Genomic DNA, 17,176 nt, shown 5'->3' with positions numbered 1-17,176 from the left:
CAGGGGGCGCTCCGCCCGCTCAGCCTTGTGTGTTCCGGCTTCGGCGCGCGTGCCGTACGCCGGTCCGGTCGGCGGGCTCCGGCTCAGTGCGCGGGCGCTTGTACGGCGGGCTGGTCGGGGTCCGGCGCCGGGGGTTCCTTGGGGAAGTCGCGCTGCCGCATGAGGGCGAAGCCGAGCACTCCGCCCACGATCGCGACGATGCCGCCGACGCGCATGACGAGGTCGAGGCCCGCGACGAACGCGTCGTTGGCCGTCGCGGCCACCAGCGCGCGCTGCTCGGCAGGTACCGTCCCCGCCACCTCGGTCAGCCGACCCGCGGACACCATCTCCGCGAGCCGGTCCGCGGTGTCGCCGGAGAACTGACCGGAGGCGGTCACGGCGGCCGAAAAGTCCTCCGTCATCCTGCTGTGCGCCACCGAACCGAGCGCCGCGATGCCGAGGGCGACGCCGCCCTGCTGGAAGGTCTCGCTCATGCCGGAGGACATCCCCGCCTTCGACACCGGCACCAGCGCGACGGCTGCAGCCGCCCGTACGGGGTTGAAGACGCCCATCCCGAAGCCCGCGAGCAGCATGCCCGGAAGGAGATCGGTCCAGGGCGAGCCGGCCGTGACGCTGTCGGCGGCCAGCATGCCCAGGCCGAGGGCAACGCAGCCGATGCCGACGAGCAGCCTGGCGGGGATGCGGTCGGCCATGGTGCCCGATACGGCTGCGGCGACGAACACGGCGAGGGTGAGCGGGAGATAGCGCAATCCGGTGCCGTACGCGGAGAAGCCCAGGACGTACTGCATGTACAGCACCTGGAACAGGATCGCCGTCATCAGCGCCGCGTTGGCCGCGACGGTCGCGATCGCGAGGCCGTTGAAGGACCGGATGCGGAACAGACCGAGGTCGAGCATCGGGTCGCGCCGCTTCCGCTCAATCAGCACGAAGACGGGCAGCAGCACACCCGCACCGGCGAACAGCCCCAGGATGAGCGGATCGGTCCACCCCTGCGCCTCACCCCGGATGAGCGCGAAGACGAGCATGGTGAGCGCGATGGAGAAGACGGCGAGACCGGGCCAGTCGGTGCGCCGGCGCACCGGGTCCCGGGACTCGGCGACCCGAGTAAGCATGACGATGGCGACGAGGATGCCGATCGGCACGTTCAGCAGGAAGATCCACCGCCAGCTGACCGCGGTGAGCGCTCCTCCCAGCAGCGGCCCGATGGCGACTGCCAGACCGGTGACCCCGCCGGAGATGCCGAAGGCGACGGCGCGCTGCTTGCCGTGGAAGTCGTTGGCGATCAGCGCGGGCGCGACGGCGTACATCACCGCACCACCGATCCCCTCCACACCTCGCGCGAGATTCAGTGTCAAGGGGCTGGTGGCAAGGCCGCACAACAGCGACGCGATGGTGAATACGGCAAGACCGACAACGAAGACGCGCCTGCGGCCGAGCTGGTCGGCGAGGGTGCCGGCGGCGAGCAGGAAGACGGCGAGGGTGAGGGCATAGGCGTCGATGACCCACTGGAGGTCGAAGAAGTTGGAGTCCAGCGACTGCTGGATGTCCGGCAGTGCCACGTTCACGACCGTGACGTCGAGCAGCAGCATGAACGTCGCCACCGACACGGCTGCGAGCATCCACCATTTGTTCGGGCGTACGCGGGACTTCCGAGGGGATCCGGGAGGGGCTGCGTGGGCAGTGGCGTGATCGACCATCTCTGGCACTCCGAGGGGGAACAAGGCGAGCAACTCGTACGCGGCGAAGGCGCGTTCGCGTCAACGACCCTAGGGAGACGACCGGCAGCAGCAGCCAAAGCCGGGTGCAGGAGAGTGTTAAGAATCCCGCGCGGGGCGGCGGGCGTACCGGAGTTGAGGACGTCGGACCGAGGCGCCGACGATGCCCTTCAGTGCCGCCGTCGGGCACGAGGTTCACCGGCTCCGAGAGCTGGACGCCTTGGCGCTGCGACAAGGACAGCTGTGACAAGGACACCGGACGGCGCTCGCCCGTCTCCGACGGCATCGAGCGGGGCAGCATCGGGCTGCACGCCGAAGACCGCTGGTTCCGGTACGCGACGTTCAAGGGCTCCCGGAACCCCAGGGCAGTGAGCGGGCTCGCCGGCCGGCAGGGTTCCGGGCGAAGTCTCACGAAGACCTGCCCGACGTACCGGCATCGAGCAGACACACGGCACGGGACGGACGGCTGCCACCGCGGCCCGGTACGAACCGTCAACGACAATCCTGTCCGCTGTGCCCCTGGTTGCGCCGCGCGGCTCGCTCCCACCGGCGCAACTGACCACCGGAATCAGCCGTCGGCCGGACCGTGGCACGGAAACCCACCGGAACTCCTGAATACCTTCCGGTCCCGAAACATACTAAGGGCACTAGCAGGTCGGCCTTCGTCGTCACCAACAGCCCGCGGCTGCGGTCCTTCAAGTAGGGCACGTTCATGCCACGTTGCTAAGGCGCACAGCTCGATAAGGCCGGGCACCTCGATGTTGAACCCGCTGCTCGGGATCGTTGACTCAGCAGTCCCCGAGAGTGTCCAGGAAACGCCCCACCTCCGCGTTGAACGCGTCCGGGCGCTCCAGCATCGGCATGTGACCGGTGCGTTCGATGACGACGGTCTCCAGCGGGGCGGTGGCACGGGCGAAGCCGTCCAGCCGTGAGAGGGGCGAGATCGGATCACGGTCCGCGTTCACCACGAGGATCGGGCACCGTACCTTCTCGATCCCCTCGAACGCGTCCGCACCCGCCACGGCCCCGGCCGTGGGCAGGACACCGCGAGCACCCGCGCCGTCGGTCAGCAGGGCCGCCGTGTCGGGCAGGACCCGATCGGGATACCTCAGGTAGGGCCAGAGGACGAGCCACCGCAGCCATGGCCTGTCCGCGATGCGGCGGCTCAGCGGGGCGGGCGCGGGGAGGCCCGCGGTGAGGACCTCGAAGAGAGTGGAGGGCACCGTGAGGGGTGACGTCCAGACGGCCTTCGGCAGACGACGGACGCTCAGTACATCGCTGAACAAGTCGATGGCGCCCGCCACAGAGACGATCGCCCGCACGAGTTCCGGTGCCGCACGGCGAAGCGGATGGCGATGGGCCCGCCGAGCGAGTGCCCCACGAACACCACGCGCTTCAGCTCCAGTTCACGGCACAGCGCGGCCGCGGCATCGGCGAAGCCGTCAAGCGAGTAACCCGACCTCGGTGACTGGGAACGGCCGAAGCCCGGCAGGTCGAGGGCGATCACACGGCCCCTGCGGGCGAGGTCGGGGACGTTCTCCAGCCAGTACTGCCAGCGCCCGCCCATGCCGTGGACGAGGACGAATGTGTCCCCACCCGATCCGTGGTCGACGTAGCGGACGCGGCGGCCGTGCAGGGAGAAGTCCCTTTCCCGGGCCGCCCAGTCCGTGTCCCGCCAGCCAGGAGAGGCGGGCCGGGCGTAGTCGTTCACGTACGGCACGGCGCGCAGGAGCAGGAGGGCAGACATCGTCATCTCTCTTGCCGGAGGGTGCGCGCACGGGCGAAGGCGAACTGGGGACGTGACCTCCGACGCCCGTGAGCGCGGCTTGTGTGGTTACTTCAGGGCGCTGCCCTTCTGCCAGGTGGCCCAGTCGACGTTCCAGTCGTCGTAGCCGTTGTTGATGGCCACGGTGTCGACGACTTGACGACGGTTGACCGGGTCGCCGAAGTGGACCTGGTCGTAGAACCACTTGACGTCAGCGGTGCTCACGCCGATGCAGCCGTGGCGGCCCGCCCCCATCAACAGACCTACTAAACAGGTTAACGGACAGTCGCGCCCCGCGGGTCGGTTCCCGACCGTCGACTGCTTTCCGCGGCATCCCACCAAGGGGTACGCCCGGTCGGCCGAGTGAGGAGTATCGCCATCTGCCCGACCAGGCCGGAGAGTCGTTCCGCCGCCCGGAGTTCGGCGCATCGACGGGGCGGCCCCGAGGGTGGTGCCGACCAGGAGGCGCACGCGCCCTCCGGTTCAGGGATCACCGTGACTCGGAGGCACGAGACCGGCGCACTCCCCCTTTCCCACGCCCCCGCCACCTCAAGTCACCCCTGCTGCTGACCGGGACGGTCCGCCACTTGCCTGTTCACGCCGGTCACCACTTGGCGCCCACGCCGACGGGAGCCTTCTCGCTGCGGATGCGTGCGCGTTCCTGAGCGCGGCGGTCAGTCCGCGGACCTTGCCCGGCTCTACAGCTTCTCCGCGCACCGTCTCTGCTGTGCTTTCACACCGAGACGGCCCACAGCCCACCCAGGCGAAGGGCAAATCTCAGGTGCGCAGCAGTCGGGCGATGGCGCCGCGTAGCCTCCGCGACCTTGTCCTGTGCCTCGTCTCGCCCGGCGGCAACGGCGTGTTGGAAACAGTGCCCGAGGTGATCTTCCAGCAGTCGCATCGCCACCGCCTGGAGGGCCTTGGTGGTGGCCGCGACCTGAGTGAGGACGTCGATACGGTACTGGTCGTCCTCCGCCAGGCGCCGCAAGCCTCGGACTTGACCCTCGATACGGTGGAGACGCTCGAGGACTGCGTCCTTGCCGTCGCGATACCCCGGCGACGCCTGCTCGGCCTCAGCCTGATCCAGCTGGTCCATACGCTCCAACAGTATTCCCCGACGGCTTGGGACAGGAGGCGAATGCGGACTGCGTCTCGGCGTTCGTCATGCCGGCCCGCAGGAGATCTTGCCGGCCCGCAAGAGACCTGCCGCCCATCACCCGATCGGCGACTCCCACGCGTACCAAGCTCAGCCCAAGTCCCGCAAAATACAATCGTGTTAAAGACCTTACGGTTGATCACCCTACTAAGTACCTTCGCAATGCCGGTCAGTTGGTGGCCGGCATCACCTCGTTTTGGGCCGGTCACCCCGGCCGCACGAGTGGAGGTCAAGCATGCGCAAGACCCACAGACAGACCGGCGTGGGCGTGCTCGCGGCGATGCTCCTCGCCACGACCGCCCTCGCCGGTTCCGCACAGGCACACGACGGCGTCTCGGCAACCGACGGCGCCATCGACAACGCGGCGGCCACACACGGCCACGACCAACACGGCGGCAGCGAAGGACATCTGCCGGCCACTCAGAAGAACGTCCGGCTGGTCAGCAAACTCAAGCTGAGCAACGTCGTCGAGGGAAAGATCGCCGACGTCGGCGTCTACAAGGGCTACGCCTATCTCGCCTCCTGGGGCGGCGTCGGCTGCGACAACACCGGCGTGCACGTCGTCGACATCCGAAAGCCCAGCAAGCCCAAGGAAGTCGGCTTCATCCCGGCCCCGGCGGGCAGCGCTCCCGGCGAGGGCATCCAGACGGTGCACCTCTCCACCCCGACCTTCAACGGTGACGTGCTCGTCAGCAACAACGAGATCTGCGGCGAGACCGGCTCCGGCGGCATGAACATCTACGACGTCAGCAACCCCACCAAGCCGAAGGCACTGGCCGAGGGCGTCGGCGACTTCACTCTGGGCGGCGAGACGACGGAGACCGCCCGCCAGATCCACAGCGTGTTCGCGTGGGACGCGGGCCGCAAGGCGTACGCCGTGATCGTCGACAACGAAGAGGGCACGGACGTCGACATCATGGACATCACGGATCCGACGAAGCCGCAACTCATCGCCGAGTACGACCTCGACGAGACATTCCCGCAAATCCTCCAGGCAGCTCCGGACAACCTGACCGAGGTCTTCCTGCACGACATGGTCGTCAAGAACATCCGCGGCCGCCAGGTTCTGCTCGCCTCCTACTGGGACGCGGGCTACGTCGCCCTGGACGCGACCGACCCGAAGAACCTCAAGTACATCGGCGACACCGACTTCACCGACCCCGATCCCGAGGGCACGGCGAACGGGCGTGACGTGGCGCCGGAAGGCAACGGCCACCAAGCCGAGTTCACTCTCGGTGACCGGTATGTCATCGGCGCCGACGAGGACTTCGGCCCGTACGCACTGAAGGCCCGCAACCTCGATGACAATACCGCCGTCACCGCCGGCCAGGGCATCCCGCTGGAGGCGGGCAAGGCCATCACCGGCGACACCGTGTACGTCGGCCTGGGCTGCGACGACAGCCCCGCCGTGCCCGCGGGCGACCCGGCCGCCGTGGACATCGCCGTCGTGGAGCGCGGTGTCTGCACGTTCACCGAGAAGGCCGCCAACATCGAGGCGGCGGGCGGCTACGACGCCGTACTCGTGTTCAACCGCACCGGCTCGGACGCCTGCGACGCACAGAGCGGCATGACCGTCGAGGGCACCCTGCCGACATTCGGCGTCGCCCCCCGCGGCCAGGGCTTCGCTGCCTTCGACCAGCCCTACAGCAACGAGGACTGCCTCGCCGGTACCGACCCCGCCACCCTGCCGGTGGACATCGGCACCAAGGGCGACCGGCTCACCTTCTCCTCCTACTTCGACGGCTGGGGCTACGCGCACCTCTACCGCAACAAGGGCGGGAAGATGACCGAGCTGGACACCTACGCCATTCCGGAGAGCCAGGACCCCGCGTACGCCTCCGGCTCCGGCGACCTGTCGGTCCATGAGGTGGCGACCTCCGGCGTCCGGCCCGACCTGGCGTACTTCGCCTACTACGCGGGCGGATTCCGGGTCACGAAGATCAAGAACGACAAGCTGGTGGAGGTCGGCCGCTTCATCGACGAGGGCGGCAACAACTTCTGGGGCGTCCAGACCTTCAACTCATTCGGGAAGGAGTACGTCGCGGCCTCCGACCGTGACTTCGGGCTCTACATCTTCGAGTACACAGGGCACTGAGTTGATCTGAGTCCGGCGGGGTCCCACACAGCACCAGAGCCACAACGGGGCCCCGCCCGGCGAAGGCGCGCCCACCTCGCCTGCCCCAAAGACCCTGGGCTCGACCCGGTGACCCGGCCAGGTGCAGGTCCATCTCGACCCCCAGCGCCGCCTCCATCAGCTGCCGGGCCAGCTCGGGCAGGATCCCGTCCTCGCCCATCAGCCGCAGTCCGCCCAGGGCCGTCTTCTCCGCCCACTCGGTGGGCTGTTCGCGCGTTATGTCCGTTTGTCGGTGACGTTGAGACAGGGCGCTGGTCGCGGGTTTCGGGCGACTACTGCCCCCCTGGAGAAGCTGCCGGCGTCGGCCTCGGTGAGGACGTCGAGTCTGACGAGGTGTTTCAGCTTGGCGCGGGTGCCCTCGATGTTCTTCGGCAGCAGTTCGCGGTCGAGGGCTTCGCAGACATCACGGGCCCGGAGGAGGTTGGTGGCGCCGTTGAAGACGGCGAGGATGCGGGGGTAGTCCGGGTGCTCGGGCAGGTCGGGCGCGGCGGTGTGGGCCGGGAGGCGGTCCGCGAGAGCAGTGATGGTCTTCCGGGTGATCGTCAAGTGTTCGTCATCGTCGGCGCGGCGCGCTCGCCGCCCTACGCGCTGCGCCCCGCTCTTCGCGGTGACGTTCACGGCTGACGGCGTGCCCCGTGTTCGACCGGTAGGCCGCCACACGAGCCCACTCACCTCGGATCTCTCTTGCGGCCTCTCGGTCACTCCGATAACATTACGACCGTAAGTCAATGAGTGCCCTCCCGGTGATGGCGCTCGTGACCGTCGCGTGCCGGGCTCGGAAGGGCGAGCGCACACTCCCTGTCCCATGGTGGCGTCCGCGGCAAAGCATGTCATCACCGGCAACTACTGACCCCGCCACGACCACGACGGACGACCCACACCGCACCGGCACCAAACACACAAGGAAAAGCCACCATGAACACCAACACCACCCCGAACGAACCCCTCATCACCTCCTACGCCAAGGCCCCGACCCGCACCATCACCACCAACGGTGTCACCTACGCCTACCGCGAGCTGGGCCCCAAGGGCGACATCCCCGTCATCTTCTTCGTCCACCTCGCCGCAACCCTGGACAACTGGGACCCACGCATCATCGACCCCATCGCCAAGCACCGTCACGTCATCACCTTCGACAACCGCGGCATCGGAGCCTCCACCGGCCAGGTCCCCGACAACGTCGAAGCCATGGCCGACGACGCCTACGCCTTCATCTCCGCACTCGGCTTCAACAAGACCGACATCTTCTCCTTCTCCCTCGGCGGCTTCGTCGCCCAGGCCCTGGTCGTCAAACACCCCGAACTCGTCCGCAAACTCGTCCTCACCGGCACCGGCCCCAAGGGCGGCAAGGACATCGAAAAGGTCATCGCCACCACATACCTGGACACCCTGCGCGCCACCCTCACCCGCTCAGACCCCAAGGAATTCCTGTTCTTCAACCGCAACACCACCGGCAAAACCGCCGCGCGCGCCTTCGTCAACCGACTCCAGGAACGCACCACCGACCGCGACGCGAAGATCAAGATCAAAGCATTCCAGACCCAGCTCAAAGCAATCAAGAAATGGGGACTCTCCACCCCCGACGACCTGTCGAAGATCACCCACCCCACCCTGATCGCCAACGGCGACAACGACCGCATGGTCCCCTCAAACCTCTCCGAAGACCTGCACCGACGCATCAACAACAGCGAGCTGATCATCTACCCCGACTCCGGCCACGGCGGCATCTTCCAGTACCACCAGCAGTTCGCCCCGGCCGCACTCGAGTTCCTCGCCCGATAACCACCGCCTGACCAGGACCCGATAACCACCGCCTGACCAGGAAGAGAAGGGCAACACCATGAACATGCCATCGGCCGCCCCGCAACTGGACATGCACAAGCACTTCACCTCCTCGATCCTGTTGTGGATGCGCACCGACCAGCCCCGCCAGACCGGCATGGACTACTGGAAAGGCCCCCACTCAGGAATCATCTCCGCCACCCCCGGCCTGGAGGAATACCGCCAGATCCACCTCGCCGAGCACAACCCCGGCCGATGGCCGACCACCACCGGAGTGCAGACCTCTATCCCCACCGACCGCAAGATCGACGGCATCGCGGAAGTCACCTTCCGATCAGCACTCGCACCCACACAGGGACGCAAACAGACGAATCTGGCCCACCAAGACGAAATCAACGTGTTCCACCGCACCCTGCTCTACGCCGGCCCGCCCAACTCATCCCGCTGGTACCACGTCGCAGGCCCGGACGAGAAGGTCGGCGCCCGCGCCCTGGTCTACCTCCGCCGCAGAGACGAAGCCGCCGCAGGCGACCTCCGCAAGCTCATCAAGAAACAACTCGCCCCCGCACTCGCCGGCACCGGAGCACTGAAAGAACTACGCACCCAGACATTCCTGCCCTGGATCGAAAAACTCTGGGACACCCCGAACGTCGCCCACGACAACCCCCACGACCAGCACTTCCACGCCTCCCTCATCCTCGGCTTCACCGACACCAAAGCACGAGACACCTTCTTCACCAGCAACACAATCCACGACCTGTCCAACCAACTCACACCACTGGTCTCCGCGATCCACGCCTACGACGTCACCGCCACCCTCACCTACGTCAAAAACGGCAACATCCTCCCCCACCACCAAGAGTGAACAGCAACGGCCGGACGCAAGACCGCCAGACCTGCCCGACAACCCAACCACCCCAGGCCCCCCACCCCACTCCACGCCCCGTCGCCAACCAATACCCCTCACACACATCCGGAGCCAGACCATGAGCGAGCAAAGCACCATCCACTACGAGCGCACCTCACCCCAGGTCGCGAAGATCACATTCTCCAACCCGCCCGTCAACCTCATCGTGGGCGAAACCGTCCTGCGTCTCATCCAGATCGTCGAGGAACTGGCCACCGACCCGGACATCCAGGTCGTGGTGTTCGACAGCGTCACCCCTGACTTCTTCTACAACCACTTCGACCTGGCCGCCGCCGCCGACTTCCCCGCCCCCGAGGACGAGAACGCAGTGCCGGCATGGACGAGTCTGGTCCTAACGCTTTCCAAAGCGCCCTACATCACCATCGCGGCCATCCGCGGACGCACCCGCGGCGGCGGTAACGAACTCGCCCTCGCTCTCGATCTGCGGTACGCCAGCCAGGAGAAAGCGATCTTCGGGCAGCCGGAGGTCGGCAGCGGACTGCTGCCCGGCGGTGGCGGCACTGAACGCCTCCCACGCGCCATCGGACGCGACCGCGCCCTCGAAGCCATCCTCACCAGCGACGACTACGACGCCGACATCGCCGAACGCTGGGGCTGGATCACCCGTGCTCTCCCCGACAGCGAACTCGACGCTTTCGTCGACACGATCGTCGGCCGGCTGGCGTCCTTCGACCGCACCTCACTTGCCTCGGCCAAAGCCCAGATCAACCGGGCGTCCCTGCCTCCGGACGCGGATCTGGTCGCCGCCTACGGTGAGTTCGCCCACTCCCTCACCCTCCCCGGCTTCCTCGCCCGCGCCGCCGGCACGCAGGCCGTCGTCGAGCAGGCCGGCATCGACTTCGAGTACCGCCTCGGGCAGTACATCGGCATCGCCAACCAGCAACTCTGACACCCCTGCACGGCGGAAGTGCCTTGGCGGTCGCTGGACGAACTGCACCGGATGAGGCTCGACGAAGTGCTCACCGAGCACGGCCTGACCGAGTTCACCGACACCGACCGGGCCGAACTCCTCAACGCCTGGCACCCCTGAGCCCATGGCCCGACAGCCGCGACGGTCTGGCCCAGCCGCGCGAGACTCATATCACCGCCACCCTGTCCAATGGCAGCCTCACCGACCCCGACTCGCGGATCATGAAGAACTGAACCGCCGAGGTTCGGTAGAGATCTCGGACTGTCCCGAGTTGACCGGAGTCGAGTTGCCTGGTTTCAGGCTATTGGTGGGTGCGAAGTTCGTACTCCACCGGGGTGAGTGAGCCGAAGCACGATAGGTGTCACCAAGGCAGCGTGTTGTCACAAGGACTGTCGGCCCCTGTAAGCGGTCAGGCGGTGAGTGCCGTGCGCAGGCTGGTGGCCATCAGTTCGATGGCTTCCTTCCCGGCCGGTACCGGGCCGGTGTGGGTGAAGTAGTGGTCGACACCCTCGAAGCAACGGTGGGTGACCGGAACTCCGGCAGCTTCCAGGGCCTTGGCGTACGCATCGCCCTCGTCGCGCAGGCGGTCGTTCTCCGCGGTGATGACCAAGGCGGGCGGCAGCCCGGCGAGGTCGTCGGCCAGTCCGGGCGACACCAGCGGATGGACGAGGTCGGCGGGATCAGGGACGTAGGCGGCGGTAAAGACCCGCATGAGCTGAGGGGTAAGCAGGGGCTTGACGATGGGTGACTGCTTGGTGGCCGGGTCGGCGAGCAGGTCGAGCGGTGCCGAGTCGATGATCTGGAGGCGGGGCGTGAAGGTGCCGCGGTCCCGAGCGGTGCGGCAGACCGCGGCGGTCAGGTTGGCCCCAGCGCTGTGTCCGCCCACGGCGATTCGCGAACCGTCCCAGTTGTTGGCGGTGCCGTTCTCGGCCACCCAGGCGGTGACGTCGTACGCCTGGGTGACAGGTACGGGGTACGGCCGCTGCGGGGCGACAGCGTAGTCCACGTTGATCACCACGCAGCCGGCCGTGGCGGCTATGTAGCGGCAGATGTGGTCGTCCTGCTGGGGGCGGGTGATCACGAACCCGCCGCCGTGGAAGTTGACGTACACAGGGGCAGGGGCTGCGGCAGCGGCCGACGGGCGGTAGACGGTGCACGTCACCGGGCCGGAGCCGGTCTCCACCTGGATGGATTCCGTGCGCTTCGGGATGTCGGTGAACCGCAGATCCTTGTGCACGCGGCTCATCATTCGGCCGAGCAGCAGCTGAACCCCTCTGGCCTGGATTCTGGGCCTGAATGACATGACTGGACCCCATCGCTACAGACTTAAATTATCAGGATTCCTGATGATGGAGGCTCGTCGCTGATCACGCAAGGGGCAACCACGAGCCGACTGCCGAAGGGGGGATGGACGCTCCAGCCGTAGCGCCCCGCCTGTTCGTCCAGGCCCCGGTCGGTTCCGCTCCCCTGGGTGCGCAGCAGAGCGGTGCCGACCATGGCAGCCACCGCGCCAGCGCGCAGCACGGCCGTCACGTCGGCGGCGGTGGCAATTCCGCCCGCGGCGATGACGGGCAGGGCGACGGCGTGGTGGACGGCGGCGACCAAGCCGGGCAGCCGGACGGACTCTCGACCCTCGGTACTGGTGACAGAAGGGCCGCCGAATGAGCATCTGTGACAAGCCGAATGCCTGGTTGGTGCCAACGAGGCCGCCTCGCCCCGCCCTGTCGGCCAGCTCATCCGGCTTCACCGGTGACAAGTACTGGGCTTCGGCTCAGTGAGCATGCCAAACGCGGAGTGCCAGGTGCACGTACCGTCGGCGTCTCATGCATGGGTCCGCTCGAGATCGTGTCGACTCGCGCCGGGTGAGTTCGTCTGCCCGGTCGCGACTCGGGCGAGTATCACCGCGCGCCGCGCCAGCGAACTGACGAACGAAGAGAGCGCAAGATCGAGACGTCCTCGCGACGGCTGGTCGGACCGGAGCCTTCGGTGCAACTCCCACTCACGGGTGCAGAGCCCTTGCCGCCACCCCATTCCGGTGTGTATATCTTACGTTCGTAAGAAGACCAATCGTAATATAACTGTCCGGGGCCGCGGTCCTCGCGCCGTATCCGGTGAGGTCAGATGAAGATGACAAAGAGCATGAAGTGGATCGACGTACCCACCCGCACGATCGACGTGGGCGGGGTGCCGTTCGCGTACCGCGAACTCGGTCCGACCGGTGGTGTTCCGGTGGTGTTCCTGCACCACCTGATGGCTGTCCTTGACGACTGGGACCCGAGGATCATCGACGGCATAGCTCGCCGACACCGCGTGATCACGTTCGACAACCGCGGGGTCGGCGCGTCCGGAGGATCCGTGCCGCCCGACGTCGAGGAGATGGGCCGCGACGCCGTCGCCTTCATCCGTGCGATGGGACTCGAGAAGGTCGATCTCCTCGGGTTCTCGCTCGGCGGCGGAGTCGCACAGATGGTGGCCCTGCAGGCACCCGAGCTCGTGCGCCGGATCATTCTGGCCGGGACCGGTCCTCGCGGAGGCGGCGGCATCAAGGAGATCAACAAGGTCGCCGTCAGGGCGTACGTCAAGTCCGCGCTCACCCTGAAAGACGCCAGGACGTTCCTGTTCTTCCCGCGCGACGCCGAGGGCAAGCGGGCCGCGAAGGACTACCTCACCCGACTCAAAGAGCGCACTCAGAATCGCGACGAAAAAATCTCTCTGCAGGCTCGACGCGCGCAGCTGAAGGCCATCCGCGCGGCCGGATTGCACGAACCCGACGACCTGTCGGTGCTCACCCAGCCGGTCTTCGTCGCCAACGGTGATCACGACCTCATGGTCGCGAGCAGCAACTCGGCCGACATGGTCCGCCGGATCCCGAACGCCCGGCTGAAGATCTATCCGAACTCCGGGCACGGCGGCGTGTTCCAGCACCACCGGGAGTTCGTCCCCCAGGTTCTGGAGTTCCTCGATGACTGACAGGTCCGACTGCTCGATAAACGGAAAAGTCGCCCTCGTCACCGGCGGCGGCCGGGGCCTGGGCGCTGCGACCGTGCGGTCCCTGACCGCCGCTGGTGCTCGGGTCTTCGTGATCGATCTGCACCGCCCGGCTGAGGACGAGGCGATCGACGAGCGGGTCACCTACCTGGTCGGCGATGTGACCGACCTCGGCGACATGACCCGAGCGGTCGAGACCGTCGTCAGGGACGCCGGCCGCCTGGACATCGTGATCGCGAACGCAGGTGTACTCGGGCGGGGCGTGACCCTCCGGGCGTCTTCGACTTCGGTGGTCGACCGACTCTTCGACGTGAACGTCGGGGGTGCGCTCAACACGGTCCGTGCTGCGCTTCCGGGCCTCATCGAGAACCGTGGTCGGCTCGTACTGATCTCGTCGGTGTTCGCGTTCGTCAACGGGGCCGGCGCCATCCCGTACGCGATGAGCAAGGCAGCGGTCGAGCAGCTTGGCCGTGGACTGCGGGTCGAGCTCGCCGCTCATGGCGTCAGCGTCACGACTGCGTACTTCGCGGTGATCAACACAGACATGACCCGGCAGGGTCTCGACGAGGATCCAGTAGCCCAGGCGCTGCTCGACACCCAACCGAGGTTCCTGCGCAAGCGCATCAGCCCCGAGCAAGCGGCGCAAGCCATCGTCGAGGGCCTGTGTCGCCGCGATGTGCAGCTGTTTCGTCCGCGCAGATGGACCGTGGTCTCGAAGGTCCGCGGCATCATCGCACCCGGGATGGACTCCGGCCTGGCGCGGGATCGCACCGTCCAGAGCATCCTCGGACGCCTCGACGCGCGTGAGGGCGAGGACTTCCTGACCACCTGATGCCAGGGACAACGCGGTGCCCCGACTACGCACAGACCAGGGGCCACTGATGACGAGTTCGCCCCCGAACGTGTCCGGCCCACTGACCCGCACCGCGTCAGGATACCCGGCGCGCACGGCGATCGTCTTCGGTGGCGATCGGATCTCCTACGCGGAGCTCGACGCGGCGTCGAACCGGGTGGCGAACCTGCTGATCGAGCGCGGCGTTCGCCCTGGCGAGAAGGTCGCCCTGTCCTGCACGAACATCCCACAGTTCACGACGATCTACTTCGGGATCCTCAAGGCCGGCGCGGTAGTCGTGCCGTTGAACGTCCTCCTCAAGGCGCGTGAGACCGCCCACCACCTCAACGACTCCGACGCAACGGCGTACTTCGCCTTCGAAGGCAGTCCAGAGCTCCCGATCGGACGCGAGGCATGTCGGCCCTTCAGGTCGCCGATCGGGCCGCGCACTTCGTCCTCATCGGCAGCGGCGCATCTGTGGACGGCGTCACCCCGGACCAGATCTAATGCTGCCGCTGTCGCCGGGCAGCCAGAGACGTTCGAGACGGTCGAGCGCGCCGACGACGACACTGCGGTCGTCCTCTACACGTCCGGGACCACCGGACAGCCCAAGGGTGCAGAACTCAGACACCGGAACGTGTACGACATCGCCCGAGCCGGGGTCCAGCTCTTCGAGTCGGACCCCGCGACACCCGACGTCTACCTGTGGGTGGCTAGGGCGACGTTCTGCGCTCCACCCGGAGCGACTTGGGTTCCAGAGGTGGTTGCAACACCTCACCCTCGGGGTTGTTGCGATGACCAAGCCGCGTCGGAAGCCGAAGAAGCCCGGACCCGGGGCGGCGTCGTACGCACCATGGCGACCAGCAGCGCGCCGCACTCCTCCAGCACCTGCACCAGGCCGGCCGGACCCGTATCACGGTCCGCGAAGAGGAAGTACGCGGGTCCGTCCGGCCTCTTCTGGCTCAACGCGAAAGGCACATGGGTGTCCAGCGGCGGGCTCTGCGGCCCCAGCTGCACGGCGTAGTAGAACAGGTCGTTGGCGAGGCACTGCTCACGCCGCCCTCTGCTCATCGCCCTCGGGCGTCCTGCGGGGTCACCCCGAACCGTGCCTTGAAAGATGCTCCGAAGGCACTCAACGAGCGGAAGCCGCTTGCGTGTGCGATGTCAACGATCGTTCGGTCGGCGGGAGCCTCACGGAGCAGTCGGCGCGCCATGTCGAGCCGCGTTGCGCGCAGCAGCCCGGCCGGCGACGTGCCGCTGCGCTGGAGGGCGAGCTGGACTTGTCGAAGCGACCAGCCAAGGGCCCGCGCGATCGCGGCCGGGTCCAGTTCGGGGTCGGCGGCGTGCCGGCGGACGTAGTCACGGACGGCGGCGTCCACGGCTGCCAGGGTGTCCGGCAGCTCGGGCCGAGGACGCAGGCACAGTGCGAGCAACTCGATGATGGTGTCGTACACCGAGGTGAACACGGTCGCGTCCACCGCCCGGCGCTGCGCCCCGAGTTGGGCGATCATGTTGCCGACCACAGACCCCAGGCCTTGTCCGAAATCGAGCAGCACGCAGTCGGTGCCCTCGTCCTGAGGGAGAGCGCCGGCGGGCAGGTTCATCACCCACGCCCGCGCCCGCCCACTGTGCGCGAGATCGAACGGACGGGCCTTCGTCACCAACCCGGCCTGTCCTGGCCTGATCCGCCTGCTGACTCCGTCCTGGCTCAGGTGCAGCGTGCCGGCAGCCGGCACGAGCAGCCGCACACTCTCGTCGCCATCGCTGCGCACGTCCTTGTGTGACCGCGCGTAGACGATGCCGTCGGACCAGAAGTCGATCAGCTGGTGCCCGCCGTGGCGCTGCAGGATCGTGCCACCCCGGAACGTGGCCGGAGCGGCGAAGCGGAAGGTCAGGGTCCCATGGTTGCGGCAGACGTGCTCGGCCCAGAAGTCCGCAGGCTCGCCCGCCGACAGCACGGCGGTGTCCGTCTTCTCCACGAAATATGTTTCGGCAAGCGACATGACAGCTCCGCCCGGGGTGCGCGTTTCCGTGCGTGCGGTGCGCGAATCAGGGGGAACAAACACCAAGCACGCGCCTACGGTCAGGGCAGTGTAGCGATCCGCGCCGCACACCAGGAGGTCTCATGCGCAGCGCCGCCGTGAACGGCACGACACTCGCCTACGTCGACGAGGGCCCCCGTGAAGGTACCCCGATCGTATTCAGTCACTCTCTGTTCTTCGACCACAGTATGTTCGACGACCACCTGGCCCGGTTCACGCATGAGGGTTTCCGGGTCATCGCCTACGACCACCGCAACCAGGGCGGCAGCGCCCCCGCCGCACGCGGGGAACTGGACATGGACACCCTCACCGAGGACGCCGCGGCGTTGATCGAGCACCTCGGACTGGGAAAGTGCCACTTCGTGGGCAATTCGCTGGGCGGGTTCATCGCCCTCCGGCTGGCCGCGCGCCGTCCTGACCTCCTGCTGTCGGTCACCACGCTCGGCGCGTCGGCGGAGGAGGAACACCAACTGGCCCAGTTCGCTCCACTGGCCGACCACTTGACCGACCACGGAGCGGAGCAGGTCGTCGACACGCTGATGCACATCATGTTCGGTGACACCAGCCTCGCGACGCGGTCCGAACTGTGCGCATCCTGGCGAGAGTTCATGGCGCGACTGGGGCCCACGATCGGCGACAGCGCCTACGGTGTCATCCACCGCTCCCGCATCGTCGAGGAGCTCGCCGGCTGCCAGGTGCCTGTACTGGCCATCGCCGGCAGCGAGGACCACGCCTACCCTCAGCCGATTTCGGGTGTGAACATCGCCGCCGCCACCGGCGGCACCGAGGTGACCGTCGAGGGCGCCGGCCACTCGGTCGCCGTGGAGCAGACCTCCGTCGTAGCCGAACACCTCGCGCGACACTTCGCTGAATCAAGTGTCTCTCTGAGCTGATCCATTGGGGCACCGTCCCCTTCGTCGGACA

General features: G+C 67.3%; 16 protein-coding genes and 2 pseudogenes. 8 read left to right on the top strand and 10 right to left on the bottom strand.

All coding sequences use genetic code 11. From position 1 onward, the window contains the following. Positions 1-83: 83 nt before the first annotated feature. The 5 genes from ACTWQR_RS40220 to ACTWQR_RS40200 all read right to left on the bottom strand — a co-directional run bounded on the left by ACTWQR_RS40220 (position 84) and on the right by ACTWQR_RS40200 (position 4,576). The gene (locus tag ACTWQR_RS40220) at positions 84-1,619 is read right to left on the bottom strand and encodes a DHA2 family efflux MFS transporter permease subunit (RefSeq protein WP_443232214.1); all 1,536 of its coding nucleotides are present in this window, start codon (positions 1,617-1,619) and stop codon (positions 84-86) included. 884 nt (positions 1,620-2,503) lie between these two features. Then, positions 2,504-3,019 carry an alpha/beta fold hydrolase gene (locus ACTWQR_RS40215; protein WP_443232213.1) on the bottom strand — a complete coding sequence of 172 codons (516 nt, stop codon included), beginning with the start codon at positions 3,017-3,019 and terminating at the stop codon, positions 2,504-2,506. Next, entirely contained in the window at positions 2,983-3,462 is a 480-nt protein-coding gene (locus ACTWQR_RS40210; protein ID WP_443232212.1) for an alpha/beta fold hydrolase, read from the bottom strand. Before ACTWQR_RS40210 ends, ACTWQR_RS40215 begins: the two co-directional genes overlap by 37 nt. Before the next feature lie 87 nt (positions 3,463-3,549). Next, positions 3,550-3,705 carry a hypothetical protein gene (locus ACTWQR_RS40205; RefSeq protein WP_443232211.1) on the bottom strand — a complete coding sequence of 52 codons (156 nt, stop codon included), beginning with the start codon at positions 3,703-3,705 and terminating at the stop codon, positions 3,550-3,552. 508 nt (positions 3,706-4,213) lie between these two features. Continuing rightward, positions 4,214-4,576, bottom strand: a complete 363-nt coding sequence (locus ACTWQR_RS40200) for a metal-sensitive transcriptional regulator (protein ID WP_443232210.1) — start codon at positions 4,574-4,576, stop codon at positions 4,214-4,216. 295 nt (positions 4,577-4,871) lie between these two features. On the opposite strand from ACTWQR_RS40200, the gene ACTWQR_RS40195 reads away from it, so the two are divergent. Continuing rightward, on the top strand, positions 4,872-6,731 hold the full coding sequence (locus ACTWQR_RS40195) for a PA domain-containing protein (protein ID WP_443232209.1): 1,860 nt from the start codon (positions 4,872-4,874) through the stop codon (positions 6,729-6,731). Between the two features lie 255 nt (positions 6,732-6,986). On the opposite strand, the gene ACTWQR_RS40190 is transcribed toward ACTWQR_RS40195, so the two are convergent. After that, the gene (locus ACTWQR_RS40190; RefSeq protein WP_443232208.1) at positions 6,987-7,388 is read right to left on the bottom strand and encodes a hypothetical protein; all 402 of its coding nucleotides are present in this window, start codon (positions 7,386-7,388) and stop codon (positions 6,987-6,989) included. A gap of 297 nt (positions 7,389-7,685) precedes the next feature. On the opposite strand from ACTWQR_RS40190, the gene ACTWQR_RS40185 reads away from it, so the two are divergent. The 3 genes from ACTWQR_RS40185 to ACTWQR_RS40175 all read left to right on the top strand — a co-directional run bounded on the left by ACTWQR_RS40185 (position 7,686) and on the right by ACTWQR_RS40175 (position 10,369). Next, positions 7,686-8,552, top strand: coding sequence for an alpha/beta fold hydrolase (locus ACTWQR_RS40185; protein WP_443232207.1), 867 nt, complete (start codon positions 7,686-7,688; stop codon positions 8,550-8,552). Positions 8,553-8,610: 58 nt separating this feature from the next. Beyond that, entirely contained in the window at positions 8,611-9,417 is an 807-nt protein-coding gene (locus tag ACTWQR_RS40180; protein WP_443232206.1) for a strictosidine synthase, read from the top strand. A gap of 121 nt (positions 9,418-9,538) precedes the next feature. Further along, positions 9,539-10,369: an enoyl-CoA hydratase/isomerase family protein gene (locus ACTWQR_RS40175; protein ID WP_443232205.1), complete on the top strand. Its 831-nt coding sequence runs from the start codon at positions 9,539-9,541 to the stop codon at positions 10,367-10,369. A 430-nt stretch (positions 10,370-10,799) separates the two neighbouring features. On the opposite strand, the gene ACTWQR_RS40170 is transcribed toward ACTWQR_RS40175, so the two are convergent. Together ACTWQR_RS40170 and ACTWQR_RS40165 are read right to left on the bottom strand one after the other, a co-directional pair. Next, complete coding sequence (locus tag ACTWQR_RS40170) at positions 10,800-11,693, bottom strand: alpha/beta hydrolase (protein WP_443232204.1); 894 nt, start codon at positions 11,691-11,693, stop codon at positions 10,800-10,802. A 23-nt stretch (positions 11,694-11,716) separates the two neighbouring features. Then, positions 11,717-12,127: a nitronate monooxygenase gene (locus ACTWQR_RS40165; protein WP_443232203.1), complete on the bottom strand. Its 411-nt coding sequence runs from the start codon at positions 12,125-12,127 to the stop codon at positions 11,717-11,719. A 390-nt stretch (positions 12,128-12,517) separates the two neighbouring features. Between ACTWQR_RS40165 and ACTWQR_RS40160 the strand changes: the two genes are divergently transcribed. From ACTWQR_RS40160 to ACTWQR_RS40150, 3 genes and pseudogenes are all read left to right on the top strand, one after another. Beyond that, positions 12,518-13,360, top strand: a complete 843-nt coding sequence (locus ACTWQR_RS40160) for an alpha/beta fold hydrolase (RefSeq protein ID WP_443232202.1) — start codon at positions 12,518-12,520, stop codon at positions 13,358-13,360. After that, the gene (locus tag ACTWQR_RS40155; protein WP_443232201.1) at positions 13,353-14,210 is read left to right on the top strand and encodes an SDR family NAD(P)-dependent oxidoreductase; all 858 of its coding nucleotides are present in this window, start codon (positions 13,353-13,355) and stop codon (positions 14,208-14,210) included. The genes ACTWQR_RS40160 and ACTWQR_RS40155 overlap by 8 nt, the downstream gene beginning before the upstream one ends. Positions 14,211-14,259: 49 nt before the next feature. Then, positions 14,260-14,931, top strand: a pseudogene (locus tag ACTWQR_RS40150) (AMP-binding protein); the annotation flags it as partial. Between the two features lie 101 nt (positions 14,932-15,032). On the opposite strand, the pseudogene ACTWQR_RS40145 reads toward ACTWQR_RS40150, so the two are convergent. Together ACTWQR_RS40145 and ACTWQR_RS40140 are read right to left on the bottom strand one after the other, a co-directional pair. Continuing rightward, a pseudogene (locus tag ACTWQR_RS40145) lies at positions 15,033-15,254 on the bottom strand (hypothetical protein); the annotation flags it as partial. A 23-nt stretch (positions 15,255-15,277) separates the two neighbouring features. After that, on the bottom strand, positions 15,278-16,213 hold the full coding sequence (locus tag ACTWQR_RS40140; protein WP_443232200.1) for an AraC family transcriptional regulator: 936 nt from the start codon (positions 16,211-16,213) through the stop codon (positions 15,278-15,280). 122 nt (positions 16,214-16,335) lie between these two features. Here ACTWQR_RS40140 and ACTWQR_RS40135 point away from each other — a divergent pair, with 122 nt between their 5' ends. Next, on the top strand, positions 16,336-17,145 hold the full coding sequence (locus ACTWQR_RS40135; RefSeq protein ID WP_443232199.1) for an alpha/beta fold hydrolase: 810 nt from the start codon (positions 16,336-16,338) through the stop codon (positions 17,143-17,145). The last annotated feature ends 31 nt before the right edge of the window (positions 17,146-17,176 follow it).

Source organism: Streptomyces sp. 2A115 (assembly GCF_052245575.1).
GTDB lineage: Bacteria > Actinomycetota > Actinomycetes > Streptomycetales > Streptomycetaceae > Streptomyces.
Note: the sequence above shows the minus strand (reverse complement) of the source record. Positions and strands in the feature narration are given on the sequence as shown.

Excerpts from the sequence above, each read along its gene's own strand:
- ACTWQR_RS40220 (WP_443232214.1), bottom strand. The coding sequence starts at position 1,619 with ATGCTCGCAGCCGTGTCGGTGGCGACGTTCATGCTGCTGCTCGACGTC.
- ACTWQR_RS40210 (WP_443232212.1), bottom strand. The coding sequence starts at position 3,462 with ATGTCTGCCCTCCTGCTCCTGCGCGCCGTGCCGTACGTGAACGACTAC.
- ACTWQR_RS40200 (WP_443232210.1), bottom strand. The coding sequence starts at position 4,576 with ATGGACCAGCTGGATCAGGCTGAGGCCGAGCAGGCGTCGCCGGGGTAT.
- ACTWQR_RS40195 (WP_443232209.1), top strand. The coding sequence starts at position 4,872 with ATGCGCAAGACCCACAGACAGACCGGCGTGGGCGTGCTCGCGGCGATG.
- ACTWQR_RS40185 (WP_443232207.1), top strand. The coding sequence starts at position 7,686 with ATGAACACCAACACCACCCCGAACGAACCCCTCATCACCTCCTACGCC.
- ACTWQR_RS40180 (WP_443232206.1), top strand. The coding sequence starts at position 8,611 with ATGAACATGCCATCGGCCGCCCCGCAACTGGACATGCACAAGCACTTC.
- ACTWQR_RS40175 (WP_443232205.1), top strand. The coding sequence starts at position 9,539 with ATGAGCGAGCAAAGCACCATCCACTACGAGCGCACCTCACCCCAGGTC.
- ACTWQR_RS40170 (WP_443232204.1), bottom strand. The coding sequence starts at position 11,693 with ATGTCATTCAGGCCCAGAATCCAGGCCAGAGGGGTTCAGCTGCTGCTC.
- ACTWQR_RS40165 (WP_443232203.1), bottom strand. The coding sequence starts at position 12,127 with ATGAGCTGGCCGACAGGGCGGGGCGAGGCGGCCTCGTTGGCACCAACC.
- ACTWQR_RS40160 (WP_443232202.1), top strand. The coding sequence starts at position 12,518 with ATGACAAAGAGCATGAAGTGGATCGACGTACCCACCCGCACGATCGAC.
- ACTWQR_RS40155 (WP_443232201.1), top strand. The coding sequence starts at position 13,353 with ATGACTGACAGGTCCGACTGCTCGATAAACGGAAAAGTCGCCCTCGTC.
- ACTWQR_RS40140 (WP_443232200.1), bottom strand. The coding sequence starts at position 16,213 with ATGTCGCTTGCCGAAACATATTTCGTGGAGAAGACGGACACCGCCGTG.
- ACTWQR_RS40135 (WP_443232199.1), top strand. The coding sequence starts at position 16,336 with ATGCGCAGCGCCGCCGTGAACGGCACGACACTCGCCTACGTCGACGAG.